This window comes from Rhodococcus sp. 4CII (assembly GCF_014256275.1).
GTDB classification, from domain to species: domain Bacteria; phylum Actinomycetota; class Actinomycetes; order Mycobacteriales; family Mycobacteriaceae; genus Rhodococcus_F; species Rhodococcus_F wratislaviensis_A.
This window is the reverse complement of record NZ_JACCFE010000002.1, coordinates 4,726,180-4,752,498: the sequence shown is the minus strand read 5'-3', so window position 1 is coordinate 4,752,498 and position 26,319 is coordinate 4,726,180. Positions and strand designations below refer to the sequence as shown.

Below are 26,319 nucleotides of genomic sequence, written 5' to 3'. Positions count from 1 at the left end.
GAAAGACTGGAGTCTTCGATGTTCCTCCGACACTCGACCGGGAACTGACGCCGTGACGTCCCACCCCGAGCCGACCGACAGCCCCGACGAGGAGCAGCGGAGCCAACCGTCGCTCACCCCCCGAGAGCGCGAAGTTCTCCGGCTGTGGGTGCTCGGTGAATCGAAGCAGGCAACGGCGACCGACCTCGGCATCAGCCTCGGCACGATCAACACCCACCTGATCCGGATCCGGGCCAAGTACGCGCAGCTCGGCCGTCCGGTGGCCAACAAGACGGAACTGCTGATCCGCGCCCTCCAGGACGAAATCGTCACCCTCGAAGAGTTGTGAACGAGGAGCCCCGTCACTCGGCTGCCACCCGCCGATGTCGCTACGCTGGGCACAGGCCGATGCAGTAAACCTTGGGAGGAAGCGGTGGTAGCCGTACAGATACAGGTGGGTGATCTGGTGCAGGCATCCGGTCACGCCGGTCCGTGGCTGGTGGTCGAGATCAGCAAGGGCATGGCGTCGCTGCAGCATCCGGACGGACATCGACTCTCGGTCCGGACGACGACGCTGTCCGTGGTGCACAAGGCGACGAGTCCGGCGGGTGAGGTCCAGCCCCATCCCGACGAACAACCGGGAGACGCGCCCACGCTCTTCGACTAGTCGAGGATCGTGGTGACCACGGCCGTGGTGGCGGGTGTCCGCGGGGTCGAACCGAACCCGAATCGGACGGGCGGATCTATCGGCCGCAGGGCACCGAGGTCGTCGCCCTGCCAGGATGCGGACATACCGGACAGTCGCCGCTGATCGACGGCGCCGTAGAACTCGCGGCGACCGTTGCCTGCGGTGCCGCGGGTGCGCACACCCCGGAGCGCGACGCGGGCGATGGGGTCGCTGACCGCACAGAACCACGGAGCGCCCGCGACGGCCCGCGGCAGCAGATTCAGCAGACGCCCGAGCCCCGTGCGGGCGCCGACGTCGAACCGGACGTGCAGATCGCCGGCGTCGACCGTCCGACCGTCGCCGGACCGCACGTAGTGGACGGGCGTGATCACCGAGCGGTCGAAGGTGTACGTCGAGGTGACGAAATCGCGGACGGCGCCCGACGGCGCGAGGAGCACGCGGTGACCGTCGGCGAATTCGACCATCACGTCGGTGAACTCCCCGAGCGGCGACCGCGGCCAGTGACCGACGACGATGCGGACCCCGGACCCGGTGCCGATGCCCGTGATCTCCCCCTCGAAACGCCGGCGGGTCATCCGGTCAGGTGTCGGTACGCCGCGGCGCTCGGGTCGGCCAGCACGGTGCGGAGAACGAATCGTGTTTGCGCCGTGGCGTATTGGTCCACGGTGTAGCGGGACGCGAAGTGCCAGTGCTTGAGGGCCCACCCGTGCGCGAGCATCATCAGGTCGAACGTGGTGAGGTCGACGTCGAGGTCGCTCGCGACGCCCGACGCGATCGCCGCCTCGAGTGCGTCGTGGAGCGGTTTGGACGTCGCCACCTCGAGTTCCTTGATCTTCTCGCGCCCGTCCGGGTCGAGTGTCCGGCTCTCGCGGTAGGTCAGGACGACGGCATCCAGGTTCTCGTCGACGATCTCGACGTACCGCCGGAACCCGGCCACCAGTCGCTCGATGGGGTCGGTTCCCGCCGCGTCCATCGCCGGCTCGAGCTGGTCACGGAAGGCGTCGAGGATGTCGACGATCGTGGCGAGGAGGATCTCCTCCTTGCCGCCGAAGTACTTGTAGATCAGCCCGACGCTCACCTCGGCCTCGTCGGCGAGTGCCTGCATGGACATCTGGTGGAAACCCGTCCGCTGCATCACGGTGACGGCGGCGTCGAGCACCTGGCGTCGCCGCGAGCTGACGCGGACGGCGCGGACCGCTTCGTCGAGTGGAACGGCGGACGTGTCCTTCGCCATGACAGATGACCTTTCCTTGCCGGCAAATCTGCGGTGAATGGGTATTCACAGTAGCTCGGACCGCCCCGGGTCGGCAGTCCGGCCCGGATCAGATACCGAGATCCTTCGCGACGATCGTCTTCATGATCTCGGTGGTGCCGCCGTAGATGGTCTGGATCCGCGCGTCGACGAACGCGCGTGCCACCGCGTACTCACGCATGTACCCGTACCCGCCGTGCAGTTGCAGGCACCGGTCGGCGACGCGGACCTGCAGTTCGGTGGTCCACCACTTGAGTCGCGCGGCCCGGGCCGGGGTCAGCTCGCCGCGGACGTGCTGCCGGATGCAGTCGTCGAGGTACGTCCTGGCCAGGTCGAGTTCCGTGGCGAGTTCGGCGAGAACGAACTGGGTGTTCTGGAAACCGGCGATCGGCTGCCCGAAGGCGCTGCGCTCCTTCACGTACTCCAGCGTCGTCTCGAGCACACCCTCGGCGGCCGAGACGGCGCCGACGGACAGCGAGAGGCGTTCCTGCGGCAGATTGTGGACGAGCTGATAGAAGCCCCGGCCCTCCTCACCGAGGAGGTTCGCCACCGGCACGCGCATGTCGGTGAACGTCAGTTCGCTCGTGTCCTGGGCGTGTAGTCCGATCTTCTCCAGGTTGCGCCCGCGGGAGAAACCTGGCGTGTCCGATTCGACGACCAGCAGCGACAATCCCTTGTGCTTGTCGGCCGACGTGCGGACGGCGACGACGAAGAGCGTGCCGTTCTGACCGTTGGAGATGAACGTCTTGCTGCCGTTCACCACGTAGTGGTCGCCGTCGCGCACCCCGGTGGTGCGGATGCCGGTGAGGTCGCTGCCGGTGCCCGGCTCCGTCATCGCGATGCCGAGGATCGTCTCCCCGGTGACGGTCCCGGGAAGCCACCGCGCCTTCTGCTCGGGCGTCGTCATGTCCGTCAGGTACGGCAGCACCACGTCGTTCTGGAGTGAGAACGCGATGCCCGCGGCGGCGGCGCCCGCCCGGTTGACCTCGTCGATGACGATCGCGTTGTACCGGAAGTCCTCGACTCCGGGGCCGCCGTACTCTTCGGGAACCGAGAAGCCGAGCAGCCCCTGCTTCCCCGCTTCGGTGAACATCGCGGAGTCGAGACAGCTGTCGTTCTCCCACTGCTCGTGGTGCGGAACGATCCGCTCGCGCACGAAGCTGCGGACACTGTCCCGAAACTGATGGTGCTCGGACTCGTAGTCGATGGTCATGGTGTTCGTCTCCTATCCGCGGAACGCGTTCTCACCGGTGAAGGCCTGGCCGAGCACCAGCTGATGCATCTCGGGGGTCCCCTCGTAGGTGAGAACCGATTCGAGATTGACCATGTGGCGAATGACGGGGAACTCCAGTGAGATTCCGTTGCCGCCCAGGATCGTTCGTGCTGTGCGGCAGATCTCGATGGCCTCACGCGTGTTGTTCAGTTTGCCGAAGCTGACCTGATCCGGCCGCAGCCCGACCGTGTCCTTGAGCCGGCCCAGGTGCAGCGACAGCAGCTGCCCCTTGTGGAGTTCCACCGCCATGTCGGCCAACTTGGCCTGCGTGAGCTGGAATCCGCCGATGGGCCGCCCGAACTGGGCCCGGTCCTTCGAGTACTGCAGCGCCGCCTGCCACGCGGACCGCGCCGCCCCCATCGCGCCCCACACGATGCCGTACCGCGCCTCGGACAGACTGCTCAGTGGGGCACGCACACCGCGTGCGCCGGGAAGCATCGCCGATTCGGGCAGCCGCACGTTGTCGAGCACCAGTTCGCTGGTGACCGAGGCACGCAGCGACATCTTGTGCTTGATCAGGGGGGCGCTGAATCCGGGCGTATCGGTCGGGACGACGAATCCGCGGATCCCGTCGTCGGTGCCCGCCCACACCACGGCGACGTCGGCGATGCTGCCGTTGGTGATCCACATCTTACGGCCGTTGAGGATCCAGTCCGAGCCGTCCCGCTTGGCGCGGGTCGACATCGACGCGGGATCGGAACCCGCGTCCGGTTCGGTGAGTCCGAAACAGCCGATGATCTCACCCGCCGCCATGCCGGGCAGCCACTGGTTCTTCTGTTCCTCGGATCCGTTGTTCCAGATCGAGAACATCGCGAGGGAGCCCTGGACGGACACCAGGGAACGGATCCCGGAGTCGCAGGCCTCGAGTTCGAGGCACGCCAATCCGTAGTGGACGGCCGAGGAACCGCCGCACCCGTAGCCCTCGAGGTGCATGCCGAGGACACCGAGCTTCCCGAATTCCTTCGCCAGTTCCCGGGCCCCCGGCAGTTCCCCGGCCTCGAACCAGTCGGCGACGTGCGGGGTGACATATTCGGCGCAGAACTTCCGGACGGTGTCGCGCACGGCGAGTTCGTCGTCCGAGTACAGCGAATCGATGTCGAGCGGGTCGACCGCACTGAACGGCCGGGGTTGTGCGTGCGTGGTCATGACGATGTCCTTTACGAGCCGATGGTCTGGGATCCGCGGGCACGCGGGACGACGAAGGCCCCGCTCTCGAATTCCCTGCGCGCGGTGTCGGTGGCCTTGTAGTGCAGCTTCTTTCCCGTCGCCGACACCGGGAGCGATTCGACGAAGCGGTAGGCGCGGGGCCGCTTGAACTGCGACAGCATCGGGTGGCTGCGGCAGAAGTCGTCCAGTTCGTCCGCGGACGGCGCCGGTGCGGTGGTGACGACGTAGGCGACGACGACCTGACCCCACTTGTCGTCCGGAACACCGACCACCAGCGAATCGGTGACCGACGGGTGCCCGCCCAGTGCTTCTTCGATCTGCACCGGGTGAACGTTCTCGCCGCCGGACAGCAGCATGTCGTCCTTGCGGCCGACGATGGTGACGAACTCCTTCTCGTCCCAGGTGGCGAGGTCCCCGATGTGCAGCCAGCCGTCGCGGAACTTCTGCTTCTCCTGTTGCGGCGCATCGAAGTACGCGTTGGCGCCCTTCGGGGAGCGCACGATGACCTCCCCGATCTCGGAGCCGTCCTTGGCGACGGTCTCGTGGGCGGCAGCGAGGCGGTCGTCGAACAGTTTGACCACGGCGACGTCGTCGTCGATGCACGCCCGCCCCGCTGTTCCGGCGTACTCCGGCAGATCGGTGGGCCGCAGGAAGGTGTTCCAGAATCCTTCGGTGCTTCCGTAGCCGTTGAAGATGCGGGGATTGAGGACCCTCTGGAAGTGCAGTGCGGCCTCCCGCTCGAGGGGAGCGCCCATGGTGACGATGCCCTCGAGACTGGACAGGTCTCGGGGCTTCTCCTCCTGAGCGCGCGCGAGCATGGCCAGGTTGGTCGGCGCGCCGATCAGGAACGTCAGCCCGTGCTCCTCCACGTAGTCGAGGGTGGTCCGGGCGTCGAAGTTCCGCAGCGGAACCAGCGACGCCCCGAGGTAGAACGTCGGATTCGGTCCGGCGCAGTACAATCCGCCGCGGTGGAACCACGGGGTCATGTTCAGCGTCTTGTCTTCGGCGGACAGCGGGAAGTGCATGATCACGTCGTGCGCGCTGAAGATCTCGATCATGCTGTTGAGCGGAACACCCTTGGGCATGCCGGTGGTTCCCGACGTGAACAGCCGCGTCGTCTCGTCCCACACGGTGCGCGTCACCTTGGGCGGCGACGCCGACTCGGCCACGAGTTCGTCGAACCGGATCACCTCGAACCCGCTTCCCTGCACGGGTTCTCCCGGACCGACGGCGACGACGAGGGCGGGCTTGTGCGTCGACCGCGCCAACGCGTCCTGCACCATGGGCCCGATCTCCGTGTCGTAGACGAACACCGTGGGACGGTTGGCGTCGAGGATGAACGCCGTCTCTCCGGAGGCGAGCCGGAAGTTCATCGGGGATCCGACTGCGCCGCAGGCCTGCCCGGCCAGGTAGAGCTGGGCGAACTCGGGGCCGTTGAACAACTGGTAGGCCACCACGGCGCCCGGTGTGACGCCGGCGCGGGCGAGCCCGGTGGCGAGCCGGTCCACGCGATCGCCGAGTGCGGCATAGGTCCAGCTCTCGCCGGTCGACGGGGACTGCATCGCGAGTCGATCGGCATACCGGTGAGTGTTGCGCCGGAAGCCGTTCAGATAGGTGAAGTCGTGCTCGAAGTACTGACGATAGGCGTGGGCATCGTACGTGTACGTCATGATGAGTCTCCCGTCCCGATTCCGGTCAGCCGGCCATGGTGAGGCCACCGCTGACGCTGATCACCTGGCCCGTGATGAACGATGCGGATTCGGACGCGAAGAACAGGACCGGCGCCGCGACCTCCTCCGGCCGGGCCAGCCTGCGGAACGGAATAGCCTTGACCAGAGCCTCTTTGAGCTTCTCCGCCTGCGCCTGGAACAGCGGGGTGTCGGTGGGTCCGGGGCAGACACAGTTGACGTTGATCCGGTACCGGGCCATCTCGCGCGCCAGCGACTTCGACAGCGCGATCACACCGCCCTTCGCACCGGCGTAGATGCTCTCGCCCGCACTGCCGACACGGCCGGCGTCGCTCGCGAGGTTGACGACGCGGCCACCGGTACCCGCCTCCACCATGCCGGGGAGGAATGCACTGCACATGTGCACGGGTCCGAGGTAGTTGATCGCGACGACCTTCTCCGCGAATTCGGTGGTGGCGTTGAGGAACTGATCGGTGCGATCCCATCCCGCCGCGTTGACGAGGACGTTCGGGACCCCCACCTCGGCCGTCACCCGGTCGCGCAGGGCGTCGACCTGACCGCGGTCGGCGACGTCGACCGTCATCGGGAAGAGCCGGTCGGGCCGGTCGGCTGCGGTCTTCTCCGCGGCCTGGAGATCGAGATCGGCGACGACCACTCGGTCGCCCTGCTCGGCGAGCGCGAGCGCGATGGCCCGGCCGATGCCGGATCCTGCGCCGGTGACCACTGCGATGTTGTTGCTCATGGTGTTTCCTCTTCCCGTGCGTTCGGACTCAGGCGTTCACGTACTTGTTGAACTCGGGCTTGCGCTTCTCCGCGAACGCCGCCGCGCCCTCGAGGCCCTCGGGTGAGTGCGTGAACAGGTCGAGCGCGGACATCGCGAGATTGCTCAGTCCGGCCTGGTGATCGGTGTCGGCGTTGAACGACTGCTTCAGGAAGCGCAGCGCGGTGGGGCTCTTCTCCGCGATCTCGGCGGCGACGCCCTTCGCCTCGTCGAGCAGGCGGTCGGCGGGGACCACCCAGTTGACCAGGCCCCAGCGTTCGGCGGTGACGGCGTCGTACTGACGGCAGAGGTACCAGATCTCGCGGGCGCGCTTCTCGCCGACGACGCGCGCCAGGAACGCGGAGCCGAATCCGGCGTCGAAGGAGCCCACCCGGGGACCGGCCTGGCCGAACTTTGCCGTCTCGGACGCGATGGTGAGGTCGCAGAGAACGTGGAGCACGTGGCCGCCGCCGACGGCGATGCCGTTCACCGCCGCGATGACGGGCTTGGGGACGTCGCGGATCAGCTTGTGCAGGTTGCCGATCTCGAACATTCCGCTTTCGGTGGGCCCGTAGTCACCGGTCTCCGCGCGCTGCTTCACGTCGCCGCCGGTGCAGAAGGCCTTCTCCCCCGCCCCGGTGAGGATGATCGCTTGCACCGCGTCGTCGGCCCACGCCGAGCGGAAGGCCTTGATCAACTCCTCGACCGTCTTGCCGCGGAAGGCGTTGTAGCGCGCCGGGCGGTTGATCGTGACGACCGCTGCCGGGCCGTCGACCTCGTAGGTGATGTCTTCGTAAACGGTCACGGTGATTCCTTTCTCGAAAGCCGGAAATGAGAGTCAGTTCAAAATTTGTGAACTTCTATTCGGTAAGAATGAACGTACATTCATTCACTGCGGTGTGTCAAGGGTCACCCCGCCCGCGGCGGCTACAGGAAGGCGCTGATCCCGGTCTCGGCGCGGCCGATCAACAGCTTCTGGATCTGGCTCGTGCCCTCGTACAGCGTCATGACACGCGCGTCGCGCATGTACTTGGCAACGGGGTACTCGTCCACGTAGCCGTATCCGCCGAACAGCTGAATCGCATTGTTGGCCGCGCGGACCGCGGCCTCGCTGCAGAAGTACTTCGCCTTCGACGCGGCCGTGCCGAAGGGCTCACCGCGCTCGATCAGGTCGGCCGCCCGCCAGGTGAGGAGCCGGCCGGCGTCGGCGTCGACCGACATGTCGGCGATCATGTCCTGCACGAGCTGGAACGATGCGAGTGGACGGTCGAACTGCGTGCGTTCGCGGGCGTAGTCGACGGCCGCTTCGAGGCAGCCCTGGATGATCCCCACACATCCGGCACCCACCGAGACGCGACCCTTGTCCAGCGAGTGCATCGCGATCGAGAAGCCCTGACCCTCGGATCCGAGAAGACAACTCGCCGGCACGCGCACGTCGGTGAACGACAACTCGGCGGTCGCCTGACCGCGGAGCCCCAGCTTCCCGTGGATCTCCCGCGATTCGAAGCCGGGCGTATCCGTCGGCACCAGGAACGCCGAAACCCCCTTGGGCCCCGGACCTCCGGTGCGCGCGAACACCAGGCACACCTTCGCCCACGTGCCGTTGGTGATGAAGATCTTGGACCCGTTGATGACGTAGTCGTCGCCGCTGCGCACCGCCTTGGTCTTCAGGTTGCCGGGGTCGGACCCGTTGTCCGGTTCGGTGAGCCCGAAGCAGGCGAGCGCCTCCCCGGACGCGATACGCGGGAGCCATTCGTGTTTCTGGTCCTCGGTGCCGTGCGAGAGGATCACCTTGCCCACGAGACCCATCGATACCGACACGATGCCCCGGACGGCGGAGTCGGCCCGGCCGAGTTCCTCCATTCCGAGGCAGTACGTGATGTAGTCGCCGCCGAGTCCGCCGTACTCCTCGGGGATGGTCATTCCGAAGAACCCGATGTCGGCGAGCTTCGGGACGATCGCCGTGTCCACCGATTCGGCGCGGTCCCACTCGGCGCGATGCGGGACGACCTCCTTGTTCAGGAAGTCGCGGGCCAGCTGCCGGAACTCCTTCTGCTCCTCGGTCAGTGCCAGGTCCATGGTTGCTCCTCGATGCCGTGATGAATATTCAATCACCGTCCGTGAGCGATGGCTCACTAAGAGTGAAGCTATATTCACTCCTGTGCGGGCGTCAACCCCTCGATTCGCTCGGGCACTCGCCCGGCGCGTCGTCCCTGAGTACGCTCGACACATGCCGGTCACCTGGTCGGACGAGGTCGATGAGGTCCTCCGCGACGATCTGACCTGTGGGTTCGCGTACATCACGCCCGCAGGCGGCGCCGTGGTGACAGCGGTCGCCCCGCTCGGGCTGCGCGACCGCGAACGGGGAACGGTCGGCTTCACCACCTCGCTCGGCTTCGGCCACCAGCTCGAACGGATCAAGGACGAACCCCGGGTGGCGCTGGCCTATCACGCGCGCGAGCACGGCATCGGCGACGGCACCAACCGGCACTACGTGCTCGTACAGGGAGACGCGACGTTCGACCCCACCCCCGACCGGGAAGTCCTCGACGCCATCGGCGAGCGCTTGGTCCCGTACATGGGACAGCCGCGGCGGGGCCCATTCTGGGACCGCTGGCTCAGCGCCTACTACACCGACCGGGTACCGGTGACGGTCGCGGTGACACGGATCGTCGCCTGGCCCGATCTGCGCATGAAAGGCAGGCCCGAGGTCTTCGGCGCACCGCTCCCCAGCATCGAGGCGCCTCCCCAGGAGCCGCCGAAGAAGGGCACCGGCCCACGGGTGGATGCGACGAACGCCGGGGAGCGTGCCGGAAAGCTCCCGCATCGGCTGCTCGCCTACCGTCAGGCGGACGGCTATCCGGCGATCGCGCCGGTCGAGGTGAAGTCGGCGGGCAGCGACGGGGTGCGTCTGACCGTTCCCGTCGGAGTGCCCCAGGGCGGCCGCCGCGCCGGCCTGCTCGCCCATTCCTACCGCGCCAAGCTCATCGGACTCGAGTCGCGGCAGAACACCGGCTGGATCGAGGTCACGGGCACCGAGGCCCTGTACGCACCACACACCGAGTCCGGTTTCGCGGCGCCGCCGAACAAGACGATCATGCTTCTGGCCAACGGCTTCATGGCGAGGCGAGGGCTGGCGAAGGCCCGTAAAGAGGGCCGGACCCAGGCCCTGGGCGGTTGATCCGGACGACGCCCCCGGCGGCGTAGCCTTGTCGCGGTATTCTCACCTCAACCGAACCTTCGGTCGGCTTTCGTGGACGACGGCGCACCGATGCGGTGAAGTTCTGCACCTGGAAGGATTGCGCGCATGACTACGGCACGCCCCGCACGGAAGACCGGATCACCCGGACGTCCCGGATACGACCTCGACTCGCTGCTCGCGGTCGCCGTCAAGGTCTTCAACGACAAGGGCTACGACGGCACCAGCATGGAGGTGCTGGCCCAGCGCCTGGGGATCACGAAGTCGTCGATCTACCACCACGTGTCCGGGAAGTCGGAGCTGCTGGAACTGGCGCTGTCGCGCGCACTCAACGCCCTGTTCGCGGTCACCACCGAGGAGAAGGCGACGAGCGGGCGGTACATCGACCGTCTGGAATACCTCGTCCGTCGCAGTGTCGAGGTGCTCGCCGCCGAACTCCCCTACGTCACACTGCTGCTGCGCGTGCGAGGCAACACCGCCGTGGAGCGTCGAGCCCTCGCCCGCCGCCGCGAGTTCGACGCGTTCGTCAGCGACCTCGTGGTCGCGGCGGCGGAGGAGGGCGACCTGCGGCCCGGAATCGATCCCGCGCTCACCAGCCGACTCGTGTTCGGCACCGTCAACTCGCTGATCGAGTGGTATCGACCCCGCACCGGCGGGACGGTCGCCGACCTCGCGGACGCCGTCGTCGAGCTGACGTTCGACGGACTGCGCCGCACCTGACCGGTCAGTCCGACTCATCGGGGGCGCCGGTAGCGCTCGTAGAGCAGCATCGTCCCGTAAAGCTCACGGCCGCACAGATAGCCACCGAGCTCGCGTATCTGCGCGACGTGGAAACGACACTGCTCGTCTCCCAGGACCGTCCACCCGAACCCGCCCACACGATCGGTGATGAAGCCGTCCACCGAGCGGGTGAATGCGGGATCGCCGCTGTGCGTGAGCAGGTGCTCGAGGAGCCGGCCGGTCGAGCGTCGTGCGATCCTGGCGGGCAATGCCGTCCACAAGTTGGCTGACGGTGGCAATGACGTGTTGACGTCGTGGATCGGCGAGTCAGCATTCCCTCGGGCACGATCAGTCCGTGCCGGGTGCCCGAGAAGTACCCGCTCACAGTCTCGATGTGCGCCTGGTCGGGTTGGGCCAGTAAGCCTCGATCGCGCCGGCGGTGATGCGGTGGGTATGCGGACTCCAGCGGGCGCCGTCGGGCAGCGGTGTCCCACGTTCGGATGCCGACTCGGTGAAGGTCAACGTCCACCTGGTGTCATGACCGACGCCGGAGGGATACCGCAGCATTCGATCTCCCAGTTCTCGACGAACACGGAGATGATGTCAGCGCGTGTGGGAATGGAGTCGGTTCTGTGAACCTGTGCACGTCAGGCCCCGAGTACTCGGGAAACCGCGGCACGAGGGCAGCGGACTCGGGGTCGCCTCCGACCACTATCACCGACCAGCCGGTATACGGTCAAGGATGGGTCGGAGGCGACCGATGACGCGGCGATATCCGAAACCTGAACTATTCGGATACCGAACACTTCTCAGCGCCCGGGACGGCGTCCAGTCAGCGTGGAGAGTCCATTGAGGTCTTGTGCGGTCCTGACGAGCGTCTCGGGATCAGCGTGGGCAGGGCACGCCGGATCGGATCACCGGGCGGAGCGGAGGCGAACATCAAATCGAGTGCGGTGGCAGCGATCTGGTCGAACGGGGTCCTGACCGAGGTCAGCGGAACCGGCAGTCGCTGCGACAGCGGGATGTCGTTGTAGCCGACCAAGGCCAGATCCTCACCGACCGAGAGCGATCGCTGGTGCGCCGCGGCCATCACACCGAGCGCCAGGTTGTCATTCGCGGCGAAGACGGCCGACGGACGGGTCGAGGACGCGAGCAGGCGGCGTCCGGCCTCCTCCCCGCTTTCGATCCCGAAGCCCGACTCGAGGATCCAGCCAGGGTTCACGGTCAATCCCGCCTCACGGAGGGCCCTCGTGGCGCCGGCGAGACGGCCGGTGGCGGTGGAGGTGAACAACGGGCCGGACAGCACCGCAATGTCGGTGTGCCCGAGGTCGATCAGGTGCCGGGTGGCGAGGTAGCCGCCGGCTTCGTCGTCACCGACCGACGACGGGCTGATGCCGTCGGTGCGCAGAACAAGGGCGTGCGGCACACACTGATCCCGCAACTGACGTGGGAGGGGGTCCTCGCGTCGACTGGAGGCGATGACCAGACCGTCGACATTGCGGGCGAGGAGCGTGCGCGCGGCTTCGCCCTCGTCGGTGGGGTCGTCGCCGGTCGTCGCGACCACCGTGAAGTAACCGAGCCGGTGCGCGGCTCGGCCGATCGCCTCGAACATCAGGGCCATGACTGTGTCGCTGAGTCGCGGGACGAGGACACCGATGGTGGCGGTCTGCCCACGGCGGAGGCTCGAGGCGAAGGTGTTGCGCCGGTAGCCGAGCTGGTCGGCGACCGCCCGTACCCGCTCCGCGGTCGCCGACCGGGACGGCGGAACCCGGTCGTCGAGCACGCGGCTTACCGTCGAGGTGCTGACCCCGGCGGCCTCCGCGACCTCTCGGAGTGTGACCACCCGACTCTTGCTGTCCCGCAGTTGCTGCTGCGCGCTCGTGTTCGATTCCATCGTTTTCCTTCGCTACCGTCCCGGCGCCCCCGAAGACTCGCCGCGAGGCCCTGATCACACCCGATTTACCACGTGACGCTTGACACAGTGGTCGATTCTACTGCACGATGAAATCGTTCACGGGAACGTTCCCGGGAACGTTTGCAAAGTCTTCTTCGAGGGAAAGAGCACCCCATGAGCACACTCGACCTCCGCGGCCTCAACCCGGCGCCGGTCACCCCGTTCACCCGGGACGGTGCCGTCGACTACGACGCCATTCAGCGCCTCGGCTCGTGGCTCGGCAGTGTCGACGGCGTCAAGAGCCTGGTCGTGCTCGGACACGCGGGCGAGGGCACCTTCCTCACCCAGGACGAGCAGGCCCGCGTCATCGCCGCATTCAAGGACTCCGTCGACGGCCGGCTGCCGATCATCGCCGGCATCACCGGGGAAGGCACAGCCGTGTCGGTTGACGAAGCCCAGCGCGCCGTCGACGCCGGCGCCTCGGCCGGTCTGGTCTACCCGTCGCACGGATGGCTGCGGTTCGGCTACCAGGACGGCGCCCCGCAGGATCGCTACAAGGCCATTTACGAAGGCTCCGGCCTGCCGCTGATCCTGTTCCAGTACCCCGATGCCACCAAGGCCACGTACAACCTGGACACCCAGCTCGAGATCGCCGCCCAGCCCGGCGTGTTCGCCACCAAGAACGGTGTGCGGAACATGCGTCGCTGGGATCGTGAGATCCCGGTCCTGCGCCGCGAAAACCCCGACCTGCAGATCCTGAGCTGCCACGACGAATACCTGCTGCACACGATGTTTGACGTCGACGGTCTGCTGGTCGGCTACGGCGGACTCGCTCCCGAGCCGCTGGTCGAGCTCATCGCAGCGGGCAAGGCCAAGGACTACCCCGCAGCCCGCGCCATCCACGACCGCCTGCTGCCGGTAACGGCCAACGTCTACCACCGCGGCTCGCACATGGAGGGCACCGTCGCGCTCAAGGAAGGCCTGGTCGCCCGCGGAATCCTCGAGCACGCCACCGTCCGCCCGCCGCTGCTGCCGCTCGCCGAGGGCGCAGGCGCCGAGATCGCCGCCGCACTGCAGTCGGCCGGGCTGTCCTCGGTCACCGTCCCCGCCTGATCCAGCTCACCCCGGCTGGATCAGTACCGACGGATTCGACACACGAGTCCGCCGCACGCAGGGCTCCGGCCCTGCGCACCGGTTCCGCCGCCCGGCCCGGACACCTTCGAGGCCGGGCGGCACCACCCCCAGTAGTCCTGGGCCACTTCCGGCCCGCCGCGGCCGTGGCCGCCGTACTTCCCCCTTCGAGCCGGCGGCGCCGCATCATCTCGGCGCCCCTGTCCGCATCGGCGGCTCGAACACCAGAAAGTAGGCTCATCGATGAGTCAGCAATCGCGTACAGCAGCCGAATCGGCCGGAGGCGAATCAGTGGTCTCAGGCGCGCCCCGGCCACCGGCGGAACCACGCCGGTCGCAGCGAACCTGGATGCGCACCCTGGCGATGGCAGGACCGGCGTTCATCGCCGGTGCGTGGCAGTTCGGCCCCGGCAACCTCGCCAGCGCCGTCCAAGCCGGCAGCGAATACAGCTACGCCCTCATCTGGGTGATCGCCCTGTCGACCATCTTCATGCTGGTCTACGCCGACATGAGCGTGCGACTGGGCATCCGCACCCCGGTGTCGATGATCAGCTCGGTTAAAGACATCCTCGGCCGCCGCGTCGGAACCGCCGCCGGAATCGGCGTCTTCGTCATCACGTTGTGCTTCTCGGTCGGTAACGCCGTCGGCTCCGGCCTGGGCCTTTCCATGGTCTTCGGTGGCACCCCGCTCATATGGTCCGCGGTCTGCACCATCTTCGTCGGCCTGATCCTGCTGTTCCGCAACGTATACCGCACCGTCGAACGCATCCTTCTGGTGATCGTCGCGCTCCTCGCCGCCACCTTCATCTTCAGCGCCGTCATCGCCCAACCCGACTGGTTCCAGGCCGTGAACGGACTCGTCCCCTCCATCCCGCCCGGTGGACAACTACTCGTCGTCGCCCTCGTCGGCACGAACTTCTCCCTCAACGCCGCGTTCTTCACCTCCTACGGCACCCACGAACGCAACCGCACCGAGGCCGAATATCGGCAGACGACCATCGCCGACACCATCCCCGGGATCGTGGCACCGGGCATCATGACCTCACTGGTCATCATCGTCGCGGCCGCCGTTCTCGGCCGCGCCGACACCGAAGCCACCACCCTCGCCGGCCTCGCCAAGATCTTCGAACCCATCGCCGGACCCATCGGATCCACGATCTTCGCGCTCGGGTTGTCCGGCGCCGCATTCTCCGCGATGGTCGCCAACGCCACCGCCGGCGGCACCATGCTCTCCGACGGTCTCGGCAAAGGCGCCTCCCCGAGCACCCTGACCGCCAAGCGCACCAGCGCCGTCATCCTCGGCTTCGGCTTGGCGATCACCCTCCTGTTCACGAAATCCCCGGTCCAGCTGATCATCTTCGCTCAAGCCCTCACCGTGCTCATCGCCCCGTTCCTCGGGTTACTGCTCTTCGTGATGAGCAACAACACCGCACTGATGGGCAACCTGCGCAACACCTGGTGGAAGAACGTCATCGGTGTCCTCGGCTTCGTGTCCATCCTGTCCCTGTCCGGCCTGTTGATCTACGAACTGCTCGGCTGAGCAACCACGACGTTCCACACCGGGCACGATCGGACTCCTGAAATACCCTGTCCCCCCAGGAAGTGAGAACATGCCCTACTTCGTCGTCGATTACACCTACACCGCCGAGACCGCCGCCGGCCGCGACACTCACCGAGCCGCGCACCGGGCCTGGCTCGCCGACCTCGTCGACACCGGCACCGTCCTCACTTGCGGACCTTACGGCGACGACGCAGGCGCGTTCATCCTCGTCAACGCAGACACCACCGCAACGGTGCGAGCACTCTTCGCCGACGACCCTTTCGCCGTCCACGGACTCGTACCCGACCAACGAATTCTGAATTGGACACCCGTCCTCGGAAACCTTTCACGTCAGAACCATCAGCCGATGAGCCGATACGGGCACGACGGGTAACGGTTGACTACGTCCGGTGGGTGTTGAGCCGGGCGGCTTGGCGGGTGAGGTGGTCACGTTCGGGGAGGTTGGGTGCCTTGCGAGCCGCCTCGGTGTACAGCCTTGCCGCCGTTGCGAAGTCGCCGTCGCGTTCGTGGAGGTACGCCGCGACGGCGGCGTGGCGGGGCAGGGAGGGGTCGAGCCCCGCGAGTTCGGCGAGACCGGCCCGAGGACCGTCGGCCTCGCCGATCGCGACGGCGCGGTTGAGGCGGGCCACCGGGCTGTCGGTGAGACGCACCAACTCGTCGTACCACTCGACGATCTGCACCCAGTCGGTCTCCTCCGCCTTCTGGGCGTCGGCGTGGAGCGCGGCGATGGCCGCCTGGGCTTGGAACTCCCCCAGCCGGTCCCGGGCGAGGGTTGCCTGGAGCACGTCGATTCCCTCGGCGATCAGGCGGGTGTCCCACAGGCCGCGGTCCTGCTCGGCGAGTGGCACGAGCGTGCCGTCGGAGCCGGTCCGCGCGGGTCGCCGGGCGTGGTGGAGCAGCATCAGCGCGAGCAGACCGGCCACCTCCTCGTGCTCGGTCTTGGCCGCCAACTGGCGGGTGAGGCGGATCGCCTCGACGGCCAGATCGACGTCACCGGAGTAGCCCTCGTTGAAGACGAGGTAGAGCACGCGCAGCACGGTGGCGACGTCGCCGTGCTGGTCGAACCGGACGCTCGAGACGGTCCGCTTGGCCCGGCTGATCCGCTGCGCCATCGTCGCCTCCGGCACGAGGTAGGCCTGCGCGATCTGTCGCGTGGTCAGGCCGCCGACGGCGCGCAGTGTCAGCGCGACCGCCGAGGCCGGTGTCAGGGACGGGTGCGCGCACAGGAAGTACAGCTGGAGTGTGTCGTCCGCCGCCTCGCCCGGGCCGGGCAGGGGCTCTGCGTCGACGAGCACCTCGCGGTTTCGGCGGGAGGTATCGGCGCGGGTGGCGTCGAGGAACCTGCGCCAGGCCACCGTGACCAGCCAGCCCTTGGGGTCCCTCGGCGGGTCGTCCGGCCACACTCGCACCGCCTCGACCAGGGCGTCCTGAACGGCATCCTCGGCCGCCGCGAAATCGGCTCCGCGGCGGACGAGAATCCCGATCACGGTCGGGGTGAGGGACCGCAGCAGGACATCGTCCATGTCCGTCACTCCGTGACGGTCGCGGTATCGCTTCTGTGGTCGTCGTGGCACCGGTCTGCGGCCAGGAACGGGCGCACCTCCAGCCACTCGTGGATGGGTTTGCCGCCCGCCCCCGGCGCGGCCGAGAGGTCGCCGGCCAGTTCGAGCGCCCGCTCGTAACTGTCGACGTCGATCACCATCCAGCCGGCGATCAGGTCCTTGGTCTCCGCGAACGGACCGTCGGTGACCGGCGGGCGTCCCTCGCCGTCGGACCGGACGAACGTCCCCTCCGGGGAGAGTGCCTGTCCGTCGACGAACTCGCCGGTCCCCTCGAGCCGGGTGGCGAAGTCCTGCATGTACTGCACGTGCGCCGAGATCTCCTCCGGCGTCCACTGGTCCATCGGCACGTCGTTGACCGCCGCCGGAGCGCCGCGGTAGTGCTTGAGCAGCAAGTACTTGGCCATCGTGTTCTCCTCGGTGCTGGTGCGAACCATTGTGGTCGCATTCACCTCGGGGACGGAGCCGGACACGGGTTCTCGACATCGCCGCCGAAAATTTCCTCGGACCCGTGGTCTCGGCTCGTTCACTCGTCGAATTCTTGGTCAATGGAGGGTGGGCCGGTAGATCAGCTCCTGGATGTGGTGGTCGAGCGTCCGGGTCTCCACCAGTTCCAGGTCGAAGTCGGCCGCACCACGGAAGATCGGGTCCAGACCGGTCTGACCGGTGATGACCGGGAAGAGCGTCACCTGCACACGATCGACGAGGCCGGCGGCCATCAGCGCCCGGTTCATCGACAGGCTGCCGTGCGAGCGCAACGGCACCTCGGACTCCTCCTCGAGCCGGGCGACGACGTCGACGGCGTCACCGCTCACGACGGTCGCGTCGGGCCAGTCGAGGGGGCCTTCCAGCGTCGACGACACCACCGTCGCCGGCAGACTCCTCATCCGAGTGACCCATGGGTCCCGCACCTCGGACTCCTCGGTGCTCGCGGCCAGCATCTCCGCAAACAGCCGATATGTGTTGGCCCCGAACACCATCCGCTGGTCCGGGCCGTACAGGGCGAGGCGGTGGTCGAGCAACTCGGGGCCCTGCTTACCCCAGTAGCCGGTCCAGTTGGCACTGGCGGCGCCGTACCCGTCGAGGCTGGAAAAGACGTCGAAGGTGTAGGTCGCGGTCATGTCGCTCTCCTCGAGTGCAGTTTCGATCCGTACGAGTACAGACTGGGAACCGTTCCAAGACTCATCGCCGAGAGACGGCGGCCGGCCTCCCCTCGCTCCTGACCAGCGATCCGCCACGCTGATCACCGGTGATCCGGTCCGTCGACCGGTCCTGCAGCGGAGGGCGCGGCGAAGCCCTGGCGTGCCGCCATCGCGCCCGCGAATGTGGTGCTGCCGATGGTGACGAGGGCACCGAGGATCAGCGCCGAGGGCTCACCGGGCTGGAGGATGTGCGACTGCTCGCCGATGGTCGCCGCTGCCACCGGGACGCCCAGCTGAGCCGACGCCAATGCGGCGAGGGCCAGCGGCTGCCCGAGCAGGCGGATCGCGCAGTGAACGGCCACGGCGGCGAGTCCGAGCGCGACGCCGAGCAGGATCAGCGAAGGATGCGCACGGAGGTCACGCAGGTTCAGCGAGGCGCCCAGCCACACGAAGAACAGCGGACCGAGGAACCCTTCGGTAATCGAGAACAGCTGTTTGGCCAGGCGCCGCGGCTCCCCCACACCCGCGACGGCCAGCCCGAGCGCGAAACCGGCAAGCATGATCGACACATGAGTGTGCACGGCCAACGCCGCGAGCGCGAACAACACGCTGAGGTTGATCCGCAGCTCCAGCGCGAAGCGGCGGTCCTTCGATTCCTGGTGCAGACTGAGCAGCCAGCCGCGGCCGTCTGCATACTTCAGAAACGCGTAGAACAGTGCCGCCGACGCCGCCACCGCGACAGCACCTATCGCCGCGCGTGGGGCCTGGGCAGGGTTGATCACGAGCGGAAGAGCGATGATGCATGCGGTGTCCGCGACCGCGACCTGAGCCATCGTCTGGACCACGGGTGTGCCCTCGAGCCGCAACGAGTCGATCAGCGGTAGCACCAGCGCTGCCGACGACGACGCGATGAGCACCGCGTACAGCGCCGCATGGCCGGTGCCGAATGCCCGGGCGATCCCGAACCCGGTTGCAGCCGCGAGGACCCCGACGATTGCCGCCCGCGCGGCGCCCTTCGCGAGCGCCGGCCGGATGGTCGCATCGCGAACGGGCACATGGGTGCCGGCGACGAACATGATCAGCGCGAATCCGATATCCGCAAGAAAGGTGAAGGTGGGATCTTCCGGGTGGATCACGCGGATACCCGTCGTGCCCAGGAGGATCCCGACGAGCAACTCGCCGAGCATCACCGGCAGGTGCCACTCCCGCCGAAGCGCGAGCAAGGGACCGGCCAGGGCGGCTGCCGAGATCAGGGCGAGAGTCTCGAACGACATCCGTGGATCTCAGCTCGCCGGCGGCAAGCTCGTCAGCCGACACGGGATCTGTGTGTTCTCATCGGTGTGATAGCTCGCGCACACGCGGTGATAACCATCTGCCACTTCGAGTGCCGTGCCCGCCTCCAGATCGCCACGCACGAGCAGGATGGGCGAAAGAGGTGTGCCGTCTTCGATCTTCCGCAGGTCGGCGGCCACATGCGCGTTGTCCGGAGGCAGCAACCGCAGCCGCGACGCGCGCAGGATGTCCTTGGCCTTGTGCAGCGTGACCGGAGCCGTCCTCAATCCCGCGACGATACGTTCGACGGTATCCCGGGACGTGAGTAGATCCAGGTACGCTGCGGCGGCCGGGTAATCATGTTCCTCGGGCGCCTCGCGCCACCGCACTTTCGGCATGCGCATATTGTCCCCTCGCCGAGGCGTCGATCTCGGCGTTACGGCCTACGTCGATGGTTGCCCTTCCCATCAGATCAGGACGGCTGCTCGACGTACGCAGCCAGGTTGGCCAGCGAGGACGAGATCCCGGCCTCGTGCGCGGACTGCTCGATGCCCGGTGGCACGTTGCTCGCGCTCACAACGACCTCGGTGCCACTAGGGACCGGGGTGAGCTCCCATGTCATCGTCATCGTGCCGGCGAATGCGGCGTCGTCGGCCACGAACACGGCTCGTTGAACGACACGCTCGTCGGGCGTCAGTTCGGCGAACTCGCCCTCGACCACATCCTCGACATCGGAGGTCTTGCCTGGTGAGTCGGTCGGATCGAGGTAGGTCAGCACCATCCGGAAGCCGCCGCCCGGCCGTGGGTCGAAGCGTTCGAGCCGCCCCCTCATGCCATCCGGTGGCAACCATTGCTCGAGCGCCTCGGCGTCGACGAGCGCGGCGTAGACAGCGGCGGGCGGCGCGGCGATGGTCCTGCTCACGCGGTCGATCCGTTCCACTCCATGAGCGTAGCGACAACCACGAATGTCGTGGGTGATGCGCAGCGCGCCGCCTGCAATGGTCCAATCCGAGGAGGATTTGCCTACCGGTGTGCGGTTCCGGGCGTCGTCCTCCGAGCGTCGCCTTTCCGGACGGGTCGGCGTCCACGCCCGAGCACCCAGCCGGCGTAACCGATGAACACGACCCCGCCACCGGCACCGGCCGCCGCGCTGGGCGCCAAATCGGTGACAAGCCCGAGACCGGCGGCAGCAACCGCGGCAACCGCGACCACGACACCGGCAAGAGCAAGGGCCCGAGCGTGAAATACCTTGCCCAGCGGGACGAAGTGGACACCGACGACGAACAGCGTCCATGCCGCGTCGTAGGCCTGATGTCCGACCGCGGCGAGGAGCAGGTTGCCGCCCACGATCAGCGCGACCTCCACCGCCACCGTAACCCAGTAGCGGCGGCGGACCCGAGGGTCCGCCATCGCCGAGCCGGATGTCGTGAGCCCGCGCACCAGCAGCACCAGCAGCACGACCAGAAGGACAGCCGAGATCACCTGCCCGGCAACCAGATACGGGGTCCACGATGCCGGCGGGTCCTCCTGGGCCCAGCCGAACCAGGCGATCCCCGCGAACGCCAGCACCGCCGCGCCGATCACCTCGCCGCGATCCCAGAGCGGCGCCATCGGCGGCGAAGCGCCGGCTATTCCTGTCGAGGCGGAAGCCATGACCCTCCCAGCAGTGTGTGTCGCGGTGTCGCCGCCACCGTAACGTCACAGCTCCACGATCGGTCCTATATTCGTCGAGCGCCGGAAGGCGGATTCGGTTGCGAGGCGTCCGCGGAAGATCCGGTGTTCGCGAGGTTCTCCGCGCCGACGTCGATGGGGGCGGTGTCCTCACGAAGGTGCGGATCGGCATCGAACATCATGGCTTCTCTGGTGTCGCCGTAGCTGGGCCAGCCCGGAGTGCCGTGGGTTGCGAAGTCGATCCAGGATCTGTGCATCGCGTCGGCGAGGGCGTCTGGTGCAGCGTCGCCGATGAGGCCGCGGCAGGCGTCGGTGGTGTCGAAGACGAACGGGACGTCGAGACCGTGTGCGGCGCCGTGGTGGGGTGCTTGCCACGTGAATTCGTAGACGTAGCTGCGGCCCGGGTGGCGCAGCGCGGTGCGCCGGCTCGGCGATCGGAACAGCAGGTCCGTGTAGGCGGAGGTGAGGGCGTCCGCGGCGGTGACCGCCAGGTCGTGGAGGCCGTGACGGTCGAGGAGCGCCTCGGCGCCGGGATAGGTGGCGGCGAGCTCGGCGACGGCACGGTGAGCGTCGAATCCAGCGAACTCCTCGGCACCGAGACCGAGGTTCGCTTCCTCGCGTGTGGTGCCGATCAGCAGAGCGACGTCCTGGGAGAGCGTGCTCGGGACTCCGATCGGGGCGGGCAGGACGTCGTCGCCGGTGGTGGGGAGGAACAGCGCCCGGCGGTGCCCCTGGTCGACACCGTTGTCGTCGCGCAGGTCTGGGCGGGGCTCGGTTCTGAGCAGAGCTGCCTGGGCACGGAACACCGCGGATTCCGGCATCGTCTGAAACGCCTCTGCCGTGGCGGGAATCGCGAGCCGCAGGGCGAGTGCCTGCGTCAGCTTCTCGGTGAGCGCGAGCGGGCGGGCCATCTCGTCGTGTCCGCTCTGGACGATCGCTCGTCGGAACAGGCCGGAGGCTTTCGGGGAGTGCAGCAGGAACGCGACCGAGGTGCCACCGGCGGATTCTCCGAAGACGGTGACGTTGTCGGGGTCCCCGCCGAATCCCGCGATGTTGTCATGGATCCAGTGAAGTGCTGCGATCTGGTCGCGTAGCCCGATGTTCGTGCTTCCACCGGACAGGGCGAGAAAGCCCTCCGCGCCGAGTCGGTAGTTGAGGGTGACCAGAACGACGCCGTCGCGCGCGAACGCGGCTCCGTCGAAGGCAGGGGCACTACCCGAGCCGATCATGAACCCACCACCGTGGATGTAGACCATCACCGGCAGCCCACTGGTGCCGGGGTCGGGCGTCCAGACGTTGAGGTTGAGGTAGTGGCCGTCGCCGACGACCCATCCGAGCCCGGTCAGTGGCGCCAGATGCGTCTGGGCGGGGTGCAATCCCGGTTGCGGTGCGGTGGCACCGTACTCGGTGGCGTCCCGGATGCCTTCCCACCGCTCGGCGGGGTGCGGGGGTGCGAAGCGGAGGTCACCCGCAGGAGCCGCGGCGTACGGCACTCCGAGGAAGCGGGCGCCCCCGTCGGTGCGGGCACCCGAGATTTTCCCGGCGCCGGTACTGACGGTGAGAACGGTCATGAGTAGTTAGCCTCTCGCGGGCCGGGGTTCGGTGGAGTCACGCCTGTTCTCGCGGAGCACGCGGGCCCGGACGGCCGTTCAGCCACGCCTCGATGTCGTCGAGCGCCGCCCGTGCCATCGAGGTCGGGTGGGCGGTGAATCCGTGGGGCGAATCCGGGTAGATGCGGAGATCGACGTCGACGCCGGATGCCGACAGCCGTGCGGCCATGGCGAGGTTGTCCTGCAGCAGGATGTCGGCGTCTCCGACAACCATCAGGACCGGAGGCAGGTCGGCGAGGTCGGCATAGACCGGGGAGAGATCAGGATGAGTGCGGTCTGACGCCGTGCCCGCGTAAGCCTCGAGAAAGTACTCGTCGGCGATCAGGCGTCCGGCCGGTGTCCGAGCACTGAGGTCGTACGTTCCGAACTGCAGCACAGCGGAATCGACGGCGAAGATCCCCTGAGTGCGCAGCCGCAGAAGCGTGGTCATGGCGAGCGTGGCGCCGGCCGAGAAGCCGGCAATGGACAGCTTCGGCGTCCCGAACCGGTCCTCGGCGTGCTCGGCGAGCCAGAGCGCCGCGGTTTCGCAGTCGTCGGGTGCGGCCGGCCACGGGTGTTCGGGGGCGAGCCGGTAGTCCACACTCACGACTGCAACGCCGAGTGCGTCCGCGAGTCGGCGGTTGCGGACGTCGCTGCCGGCGGCCGATCCCATGTAGAAACCGCCGCCGTGGATCTCCATGACGACACCCGTCGCCGCTCTGCCCGTGGGCGTGTGAATTCGCAGCGGGACTCGACGACCCTCGATGACGACGACCTCTTCGACAGCCGGCGGTTGCGACTGGGCGGGGCCGACGGCGTCGGCTCGGACAGCGCGCAATTCCTCCCAGCCGCCTGGACCCCGACCGGCCACGCGCTGGGCGTAGAACGCGCGGGACTCGTCGACGAGAGGCAGTAGACGCGGGTCGATCAGGTCGGTCAGTCCGAATTTCATCGAGACTCACAGTACGGGCCGGCCCGGAGCGAGGAACTGCCCCGCCGTCGCCGATCAGGACCGGTGCCGGTCGCCTTCCCGGATGCCGACGGCGAGCACGGGCTTGTCTTTGTCCTCGGCGTCCGGCCCGTTGAAGTGTTCCCACATCGCATCGACCATCGGCTGCAGGAACAGCTGCCCCACCTGCCGGACCATCAGCTCGATGACCTGACTGGATTCCTGCCGGCCCTTGGACGCGACACCTGCGTCGCGCAATGCCGCGATCTCATGGTGAGTGAGGGTGGTGAGTTTCTCGAGCAGCGGGCTTCGGTGGCCACCGGGTTCGAGGAGTGCCCGGCGCATGTAATTCACGACCTCGGGGTGCGTCGCGAGCATCTCGCTCACTGCCGCATCGCGGGCCACCGCGATCGCCTGGGGCGTGCCCTGGTGGGGAACCTGCGCGATCGCTTGCGCGAAGTAGTCGACGACGAGGTCGTCGACGGCGTCGCGAATGCCGTCCTTCGTCCCGAAGTGGTGGACCAGGAGGCCGACGGTGACGCCCGCCGCCTTCGCGATTGCCCGCATCGACGTGCCGTCTTCACCGTGGGCTGCGTAGAGGTCGAGTGCGGTGTTGCGAATGCGCGCCTTACCGGTCAGATCGTTCGGATTCATCGGCGGTGTGTGTCCTGGCTCCATCTGTTTCCTCGTCTCTCGCGGAATCATATCCATCCAACCCTTGCTATACGACCATACAATCCGCTATACAGTCGTATAGCAATTTTCGAAAGGGATCGAATGACTCGCCCCCTCGACGGCATCCACGTCGTCTCCCTCGCCATCAACCTCCCCGGCCCCCTGGCCGCCGCACGCCTCCATCACCAGGGGGCGCGCGTCACCAAGGTCGAATCCCCCAGCGGAGATCCGCTGGAAGCGGTCGCTCCCGCGTGGTATTCGCACCTCACCGCCGACCAGGAGGTCACCGTGCTGGATCTGAAGGATCCGGCCGGCCGGTCCCGGCTCGACGTCCTGCTGGACGCGGCGGATTTCCTGATCACCGCGATGCGTCCGTCCGCGCTGCATCGCCTGGGTCTCGCCGAGGTCACCACCACGTTCCCGCGGCTCGGGCACATCGAGATCGTCGGTTACGACGGAGCGCAGGAGGAGTCGCCCGGCCACGACCTGAACTACCAGGCCGTGCACGGAACCCTGACGCCTCCGGCGATGCCGACCGTCCCGGTCGCCGACATGCTGGGCGCCGAACGGGTGGTGACCGCGGCGGCGCTGGCCCTGCTCGACCGCGCACGAACCGGCTCCGCAGGGCACCGCCGTGTGGTCCTCGACGATGCCGCCGCCGACGCGGGCGCCGCCGTGCGGCACGGGCTCATGGGACCGGGTGCCCCGCTCGGCGGCGCCGTCGCCACCTATGGGATCTACGCCTCCGCCGACGGCTACGTCGCCCTCGGGGCACTCGAACCGCACTTCGCCGCACGTGTGAAGGAAAGCCTGGATATCGAACCGACGCACGAGCACCTCTCGCGCGTCTTCGCCGAGCGCCCCACCTCGCACTGGGAAGCCCTCGCAGAAGAGGCCGATATTCCCCTCAACGCGGTCCTGGCCCCGAAACCCCTTGTCGGGGCCGGCCCCAACACATCTCGAGAGAGGCAATCATGACCGGTCGTGAAGCAGTCATCGTCGGTGCGGTGCGCACCCCCGTCGGGAAACGCGGCGGCGTCCTCAGCGCATGGCACCCGGCCGACCTACTCGGCCACACGCTGCGTCACCTCGTCGATCGCACCGGCATCGATCCGATGTTGATCGACGACGTCATCGCCGGATGCGTGCTGCAGCACGATCAGCAGTCGTCGAACATCGGACGCCACGCCGTGCTGTCCGCCGGCCTCCCCGAGTCGGTACCCGCGGTCACTGTCGACCGGCAGTGCGGCTCCGGTCAGCAGGCCGTCACCTTCGCGGCCCAAGGCGTCGTCGCCGGCACCTACGATCTGGCCATCGCGTGCGGAGTCGAATCGATGTCGCAGGTCAGTATGCCGCCGGCGTTCCAGCCGGGTGCCCCGCTGGGCCCCCAGTACGGGCCCCTCGAACTCGCCCGCTACGACGGCGGACTCATGGCCCAGGGACCGTCGTCCGAGCTGATGAACGAGAAGTTCGGCCTCAGCCGCGAAGCACTCGACGCGTACGGCATCCGCAGCCACGAGCGCGCCCTGGCCGCCACCCGCGACGGCCGGTTCCACGACCAACTGGTCCCGATCACGGCCGATCCACACTCCCCCTCGGGCGAGACGATCACGACGGACGAGGGCATCCGCGAGCATCTCGACCCGGCGAAGATCGCCTCGCTGAAGGCGGCGTTCGCGGCCGACGGTTGCACCACAGCCGCGAATTCTTCGCAGCTCAGCGACGGCGCCGCGGCACTGCTCATCGCCGACCGCGACTTCGCCGAGCAACACGGTCTGATCCCGCGGGCCCGGTTCCGGGCGCTGTCCGTCGCGGCGGCCGACCCGATCATCCAGTTCACCGCGGTGCTCGACGCGACCCGTAAGGCACTGCAGCGCACCGGCTTGTCCGTCGACGATGTCGACCGCTTCGAGGTCAACGAGGCGTTCGCCGGCGTGCCGCTGATGTTCGCACAGGAATTCGGCATCGCCGACAGCAAGCTCAATGTCAACGGCGGATCCATCGCCATCGGGCACCCGCTCGGGTCCACCGGGGCCCGGATGCTCACCGACCTGCTGTGCGAGCTCGAACGTTCCGACACCCGCGTGGGGTTGCAGACCATCTGCGAGGCCCACGGCACCGCCAACACCACCATCATCGAACGACTCTGAA

At 67.7% G+C, this 26,319-nt stretch carries 29 protein-coding genes; 9 read left to right on the top strand and 20 right to left on the bottom strand.

Annotated features, from left to right (window positions below; translation table 11 throughout):
* Window positions 1-52: 52 nt before the first annotated feature.
* Window positions 53-328, top strand: coding sequence for a helix-turn-helix transcriptional regulator (locus tag H0B43_RS22720; RefSeq protein ID WP_312033667.1), 276 nt, complete (start codon window positions 53-55; stop codon window positions 326-328).
* Between the two features lie 84 nt (window positions 329-412).
* A complete protein-coding gene (locus tag H0B43_RS22715; protein ID WP_185725890.1) occupies window positions 413-646 on the top strand; it encodes a hypothetical protein in 234 nt (77 codons plus the stop codon).
* Here H0B43_RS22715 and H0B43_RS22710 read toward each other — a convergent pair.
* The 8 genes from H0B43_RS22710 to H0B43_RS22675 all read right to left on the bottom strand — a co-directional run bounded on the left by H0B43_RS22710 (window position 643) and on the right by H0B43_RS22675 (window position 8,886).
* The gene (locus H0B43_RS22710; RefSeq protein ID WP_185725891.1) at window positions 643-1,242 is read right to left on the bottom strand and encodes a hypothetical protein; all 600 of its coding nucleotides are present in this window, start codon (window positions 1,240-1,242) and stop codon (window positions 643-645) included. The genes H0B43_RS22715 and H0B43_RS22710 overlap by 4 nt on opposite strands.
* The gene (locus H0B43_RS22705; RefSeq protein ID WP_185725892.1) at window positions 1,239-1,901 is read right to left on the bottom strand and encodes a TetR/AcrR family transcriptional regulator; all 663 of its coding nucleotides are present in this window, start codon (window positions 1,899-1,901) and stop codon (window positions 1,239-1,241) included. Before H0B43_RS22705 ends, H0B43_RS22710 begins: the two co-directional genes overlap by 4 nt.
* Before the next feature lie 88 nt (window positions 1,902-1,989).
* On the bottom strand, window positions 1,990-3,132 hold the full coding sequence (locus H0B43_RS22700; protein WP_185725893.1) for an acyl-CoA dehydrogenase family protein: 1,143 nt from the start codon (window positions 3,130-3,132) through the stop codon (window positions 1,990-1,992).
* A 12-nt stretch (window positions 3,133-3,144) separates the two neighbouring features.
* Window positions 3,145-4,338 (bottom strand): acyl-CoA dehydrogenase family protein, encoded by a 1,194-nt coding sequence (locus H0B43_RS22695; protein ID WP_185725894.1) that lies wholly within the window; start codon window positions 4,336-4,338, stop codon window positions 3,145-3,147.
* 11 nt (window positions 4,339-4,349) lie between these two features.
* Window positions 4,350-6,029: a class I adenylate-forming enzyme family protein gene (locus tag H0B43_RS22690; RefSeq protein WP_185725895.1), complete on the bottom strand. Its 1,680-nt coding sequence runs from the start codon at window positions 6,027-6,029 to the stop codon at window positions 4,350-4,352.
* A gap of 25 nt (window positions 6,030-6,054) precedes the next feature.
* Complete coding sequence (locus H0B43_RS22685) at window positions 6,055-6,789, bottom strand: SDR family NAD(P)-dependent oxidoreductase (RefSeq protein WP_185725896.1); 735 nt, start codon at window positions 6,787-6,789, stop codon at window positions 6,055-6,057.
* 28 nt (window positions 6,790-6,817) lie between these two features.
* Complete coding sequence (locus H0B43_RS22680; protein WP_185725897.1) at window positions 6,818-7,612, bottom strand: enoyl-CoA hydratase-related protein; 795 nt, start codon at window positions 7,610-7,612, stop codon at window positions 6,818-6,820.
* Window positions 7,613-7,734: 122 nt separating this feature from the next.
* Window positions 7,735-8,886: an acyl-CoA dehydrogenase family protein gene (locus H0B43_RS22675; protein WP_185725898.1), complete on the bottom strand. Its 1,152-nt coding sequence runs from the start codon at window positions 8,884-8,886 to the stop codon at window positions 7,735-7,737.
* Between the two features lie 151 nt (window positions 8,887-9,037).
* Here H0B43_RS22675 and H0B43_RS22670 point away from each other — a divergent pair, with 151 nt between their 5' ends.
* Both H0B43_RS22670 and H0B43_RS22665 read left to right on the top strand, forming a co-directional pair.
* On the top strand, window positions 9,038-9,988 hold the full coding sequence (locus tag H0B43_RS22670) for a hypothetical protein (protein ID WP_185725899.1): 951 nt from the start codon (window positions 9,038-9,040) through the stop codon (window positions 9,986-9,988).
* Window positions 9,989-10,114: 126 nt separating this feature from the next.
* Window positions 10,115-10,726, top strand: a complete 612-nt coding sequence (locus H0B43_RS22665) for a TetR/AcrR family transcriptional regulator (protein ID WP_005250938.1) — start codon at window positions 10,115-10,117, stop codon at window positions 10,724-10,726.
* Between the two features lie 14 nt (window positions 10,727-10,740).
* Here H0B43_RS22665 and H0B43_RS22660 read toward each other — a convergent pair whose 3' ends face one another.
* Window positions 10,741-11,007, bottom strand: a complete 267-nt coding sequence (locus H0B43_RS22660; protein ID WP_185730160.1) for a hypothetical protein — start codon at window positions 11,005-11,007, stop codon at window positions 10,741-10,743.
* A 551-nt stretch (window positions 11,008-11,558) separates the two neighbouring features.
* Entirely contained in the window at window positions 11,559-12,620 is a 1,062-nt protein-coding gene (locus H0B43_RS22655; RefSeq protein WP_185725900.1) for a LacI family DNA-binding transcriptional regulator, read from the bottom strand.
* A 174-nt stretch (window positions 12,621-12,794) separates the two neighbouring features.
* On the opposite strand from H0B43_RS22655, the gene H0B43_RS22650 reads away from it, so the two are divergent.
* The 3 genes from H0B43_RS22650 (at window position 12,795) to H0B43_RS22640 (ending at window position 15,684) form a co-directional block, all read left to right on the top strand.
* Window positions 12,795-13,733 carry a dihydrodipicolinate synthase family protein gene (locus H0B43_RS22650; protein WP_185725901.1) on the top strand — a complete coding sequence of 313 codons (939 nt, stop codon included), beginning with the start codon at window positions 12,795-12,797 and terminating at the stop codon, window positions 13,731-13,733.
* A gap of 381 nt (window positions 13,734-14,114) precedes the next feature.
* Window positions 14,115-15,290: an Nramp family divalent metal transporter gene (locus tag H0B43_RS22645; RefSeq protein WP_312034003.1), complete on the top strand. Its 1,176-nt coding sequence runs from the start codon at window positions 14,115-14,117 to the stop codon at window positions 15,288-15,290.
* A gap of 70 nt (window positions 15,291-15,360) precedes the next feature.
* Complete coding sequence (locus H0B43_RS22640; RefSeq protein WP_185725903.1) at window positions 15,361-15,684, top strand: YciI family protein; 324 nt, start codon at window positions 15,361-15,363, stop codon at window positions 15,682-15,684.
* Window positions 15,685-15,691: 7 nt separating this feature from the next.
* Here the strand turns inward: H0B43_RS22640 and H0B43_RS22635 are convergent, their stop codons facing one another.
* From H0B43_RS22635 to H0B43_RS22590, 10 genes are all read right to left on the bottom strand, one after another.
* Entirely contained in the window at window positions 15,692-16,834 is a 1,143-nt protein-coding gene (locus tag H0B43_RS22635) for an RNA polymerase sigma factor (protein ID WP_185725904.1), read from the bottom strand.
* Window positions 16,835-16,839: 5 nt separating this feature from the next.
* Window positions 16,840-17,277: a YciI family protein gene (locus tag H0B43_RS22630; protein ID WP_185729833.1), complete on the bottom strand. Its 438-nt coding sequence runs from the start codon at window positions 17,275-17,277 to the stop codon at window positions 16,840-16,842.
* 138 nt (window positions 17,278-17,415) lie between these two features.
* Window positions 17,416-17,991 (bottom strand): dihydrofolate reductase family protein, encoded by a 576-nt coding sequence (locus H0B43_RS22625; RefSeq protein WP_185725905.1) that lies wholly within the window; start codon window positions 17,989-17,991, stop codon window positions 17,416-17,418.
* Between the two features lie 122 nt (window positions 17,992-18,113).
* Entirely contained in the window at window positions 18,114-19,286 is a 1,173-nt protein-coding gene (locus tag H0B43_RS22620; RefSeq protein WP_185725906.1) for a cation:proton antiporter, read from the bottom strand.
* Between the two features lie 9 nt (window positions 19,287-19,295).
* Window positions 19,296-19,682 carry a hypothetical protein gene (locus H0B43_RS22615; RefSeq protein WP_185725907.1) on the bottom strand — a complete coding sequence of 129 codons (387 nt, stop codon included), beginning with the start codon at window positions 19,680-19,682 and terminating at the stop codon, window positions 19,296-19,298.
* 74 nt (window positions 19,683-19,756) lie between these two features.
* On the bottom strand, window positions 19,757-20,206 hold the full coding sequence (locus H0B43_RS41750; RefSeq protein WP_312033668.1) for an SRPBCC domain-containing protein: 450 nt from the start codon (window positions 20,204-20,206) through the stop codon (window positions 19,757-19,759).
* A gap of 101 nt (window positions 20,207-20,307) precedes the next feature.
* On the bottom strand, window positions 20,308-20,937 hold the full coding sequence (locus tag H0B43_RS41745; RefSeq protein WP_185725909.1) for a hypothetical protein: 630 nt from the start codon (window positions 20,935-20,937) through the stop codon (window positions 20,308-20,310).
* Between the two features lie 65 nt (window positions 20,938-21,002).
* Window positions 21,003-22,526 carry a carboxylesterase/lipase family protein gene (locus H0B43_RS22600; RefSeq protein ID WP_185725910.1) on the bottom strand — a complete coding sequence of 508 codons (1,524 nt, stop codon included), beginning with the start codon at window positions 22,524-22,526 and terminating at the stop codon, window positions 21,003-21,005.
* A gap of 37 nt (window positions 22,527-22,563) precedes the next feature.
* Window positions 22,564-23,496: an alpha/beta hydrolase gene (locus H0B43_RS22595; protein WP_185725911.1), complete on the bottom strand. Its 933-nt coding sequence runs from the start codon at window positions 23,494-23,496 to the stop codon at window positions 22,564-22,566.
* Window positions 23,497-23,550: 54 nt separating this feature from the next.
* Window positions 23,551-24,147 carry a TetR/AcrR family transcriptional regulator gene (locus H0B43_RS22590; RefSeq protein WP_252189723.1) on the bottom strand — a complete coding sequence of 199 codons (597 nt, stop codon included), beginning with the start codon at window positions 24,145-24,147 and terminating at the stop codon, window positions 23,551-23,553.
* A 123-nt stretch (window positions 24,148-24,270) separates the two neighbouring features.
* Between H0B43_RS22590 and H0B43_RS22585 the strand changes: the two genes are divergently transcribed.
* Together H0B43_RS22585 and H0B43_RS22580 are read left to right on the top strand one after the other, a co-directional pair.
* Window positions 24,271-25,146, top strand: a complete 876-nt coding sequence (locus H0B43_RS22585) for a CoA transferase (RefSeq protein ID WP_185725913.1) — start codon at window positions 24,271-24,273, stop codon at window positions 25,144-25,146.
* The gene (locus H0B43_RS22580) at window positions 25,143-26,318 is read left to right on the top strand and encodes a thiolase family protein (protein WP_185725914.1); all 1,176 of its coding nucleotides are present in this window, start codon (window positions 25,143-25,145) and stop codon (window positions 26,316-26,318) included. Before H0B43_RS22585 ends, H0B43_RS22580 begins: the two co-directional genes overlap by 4 nt.
* Window position 26,319: the final 1 nt, after the last annotated feature.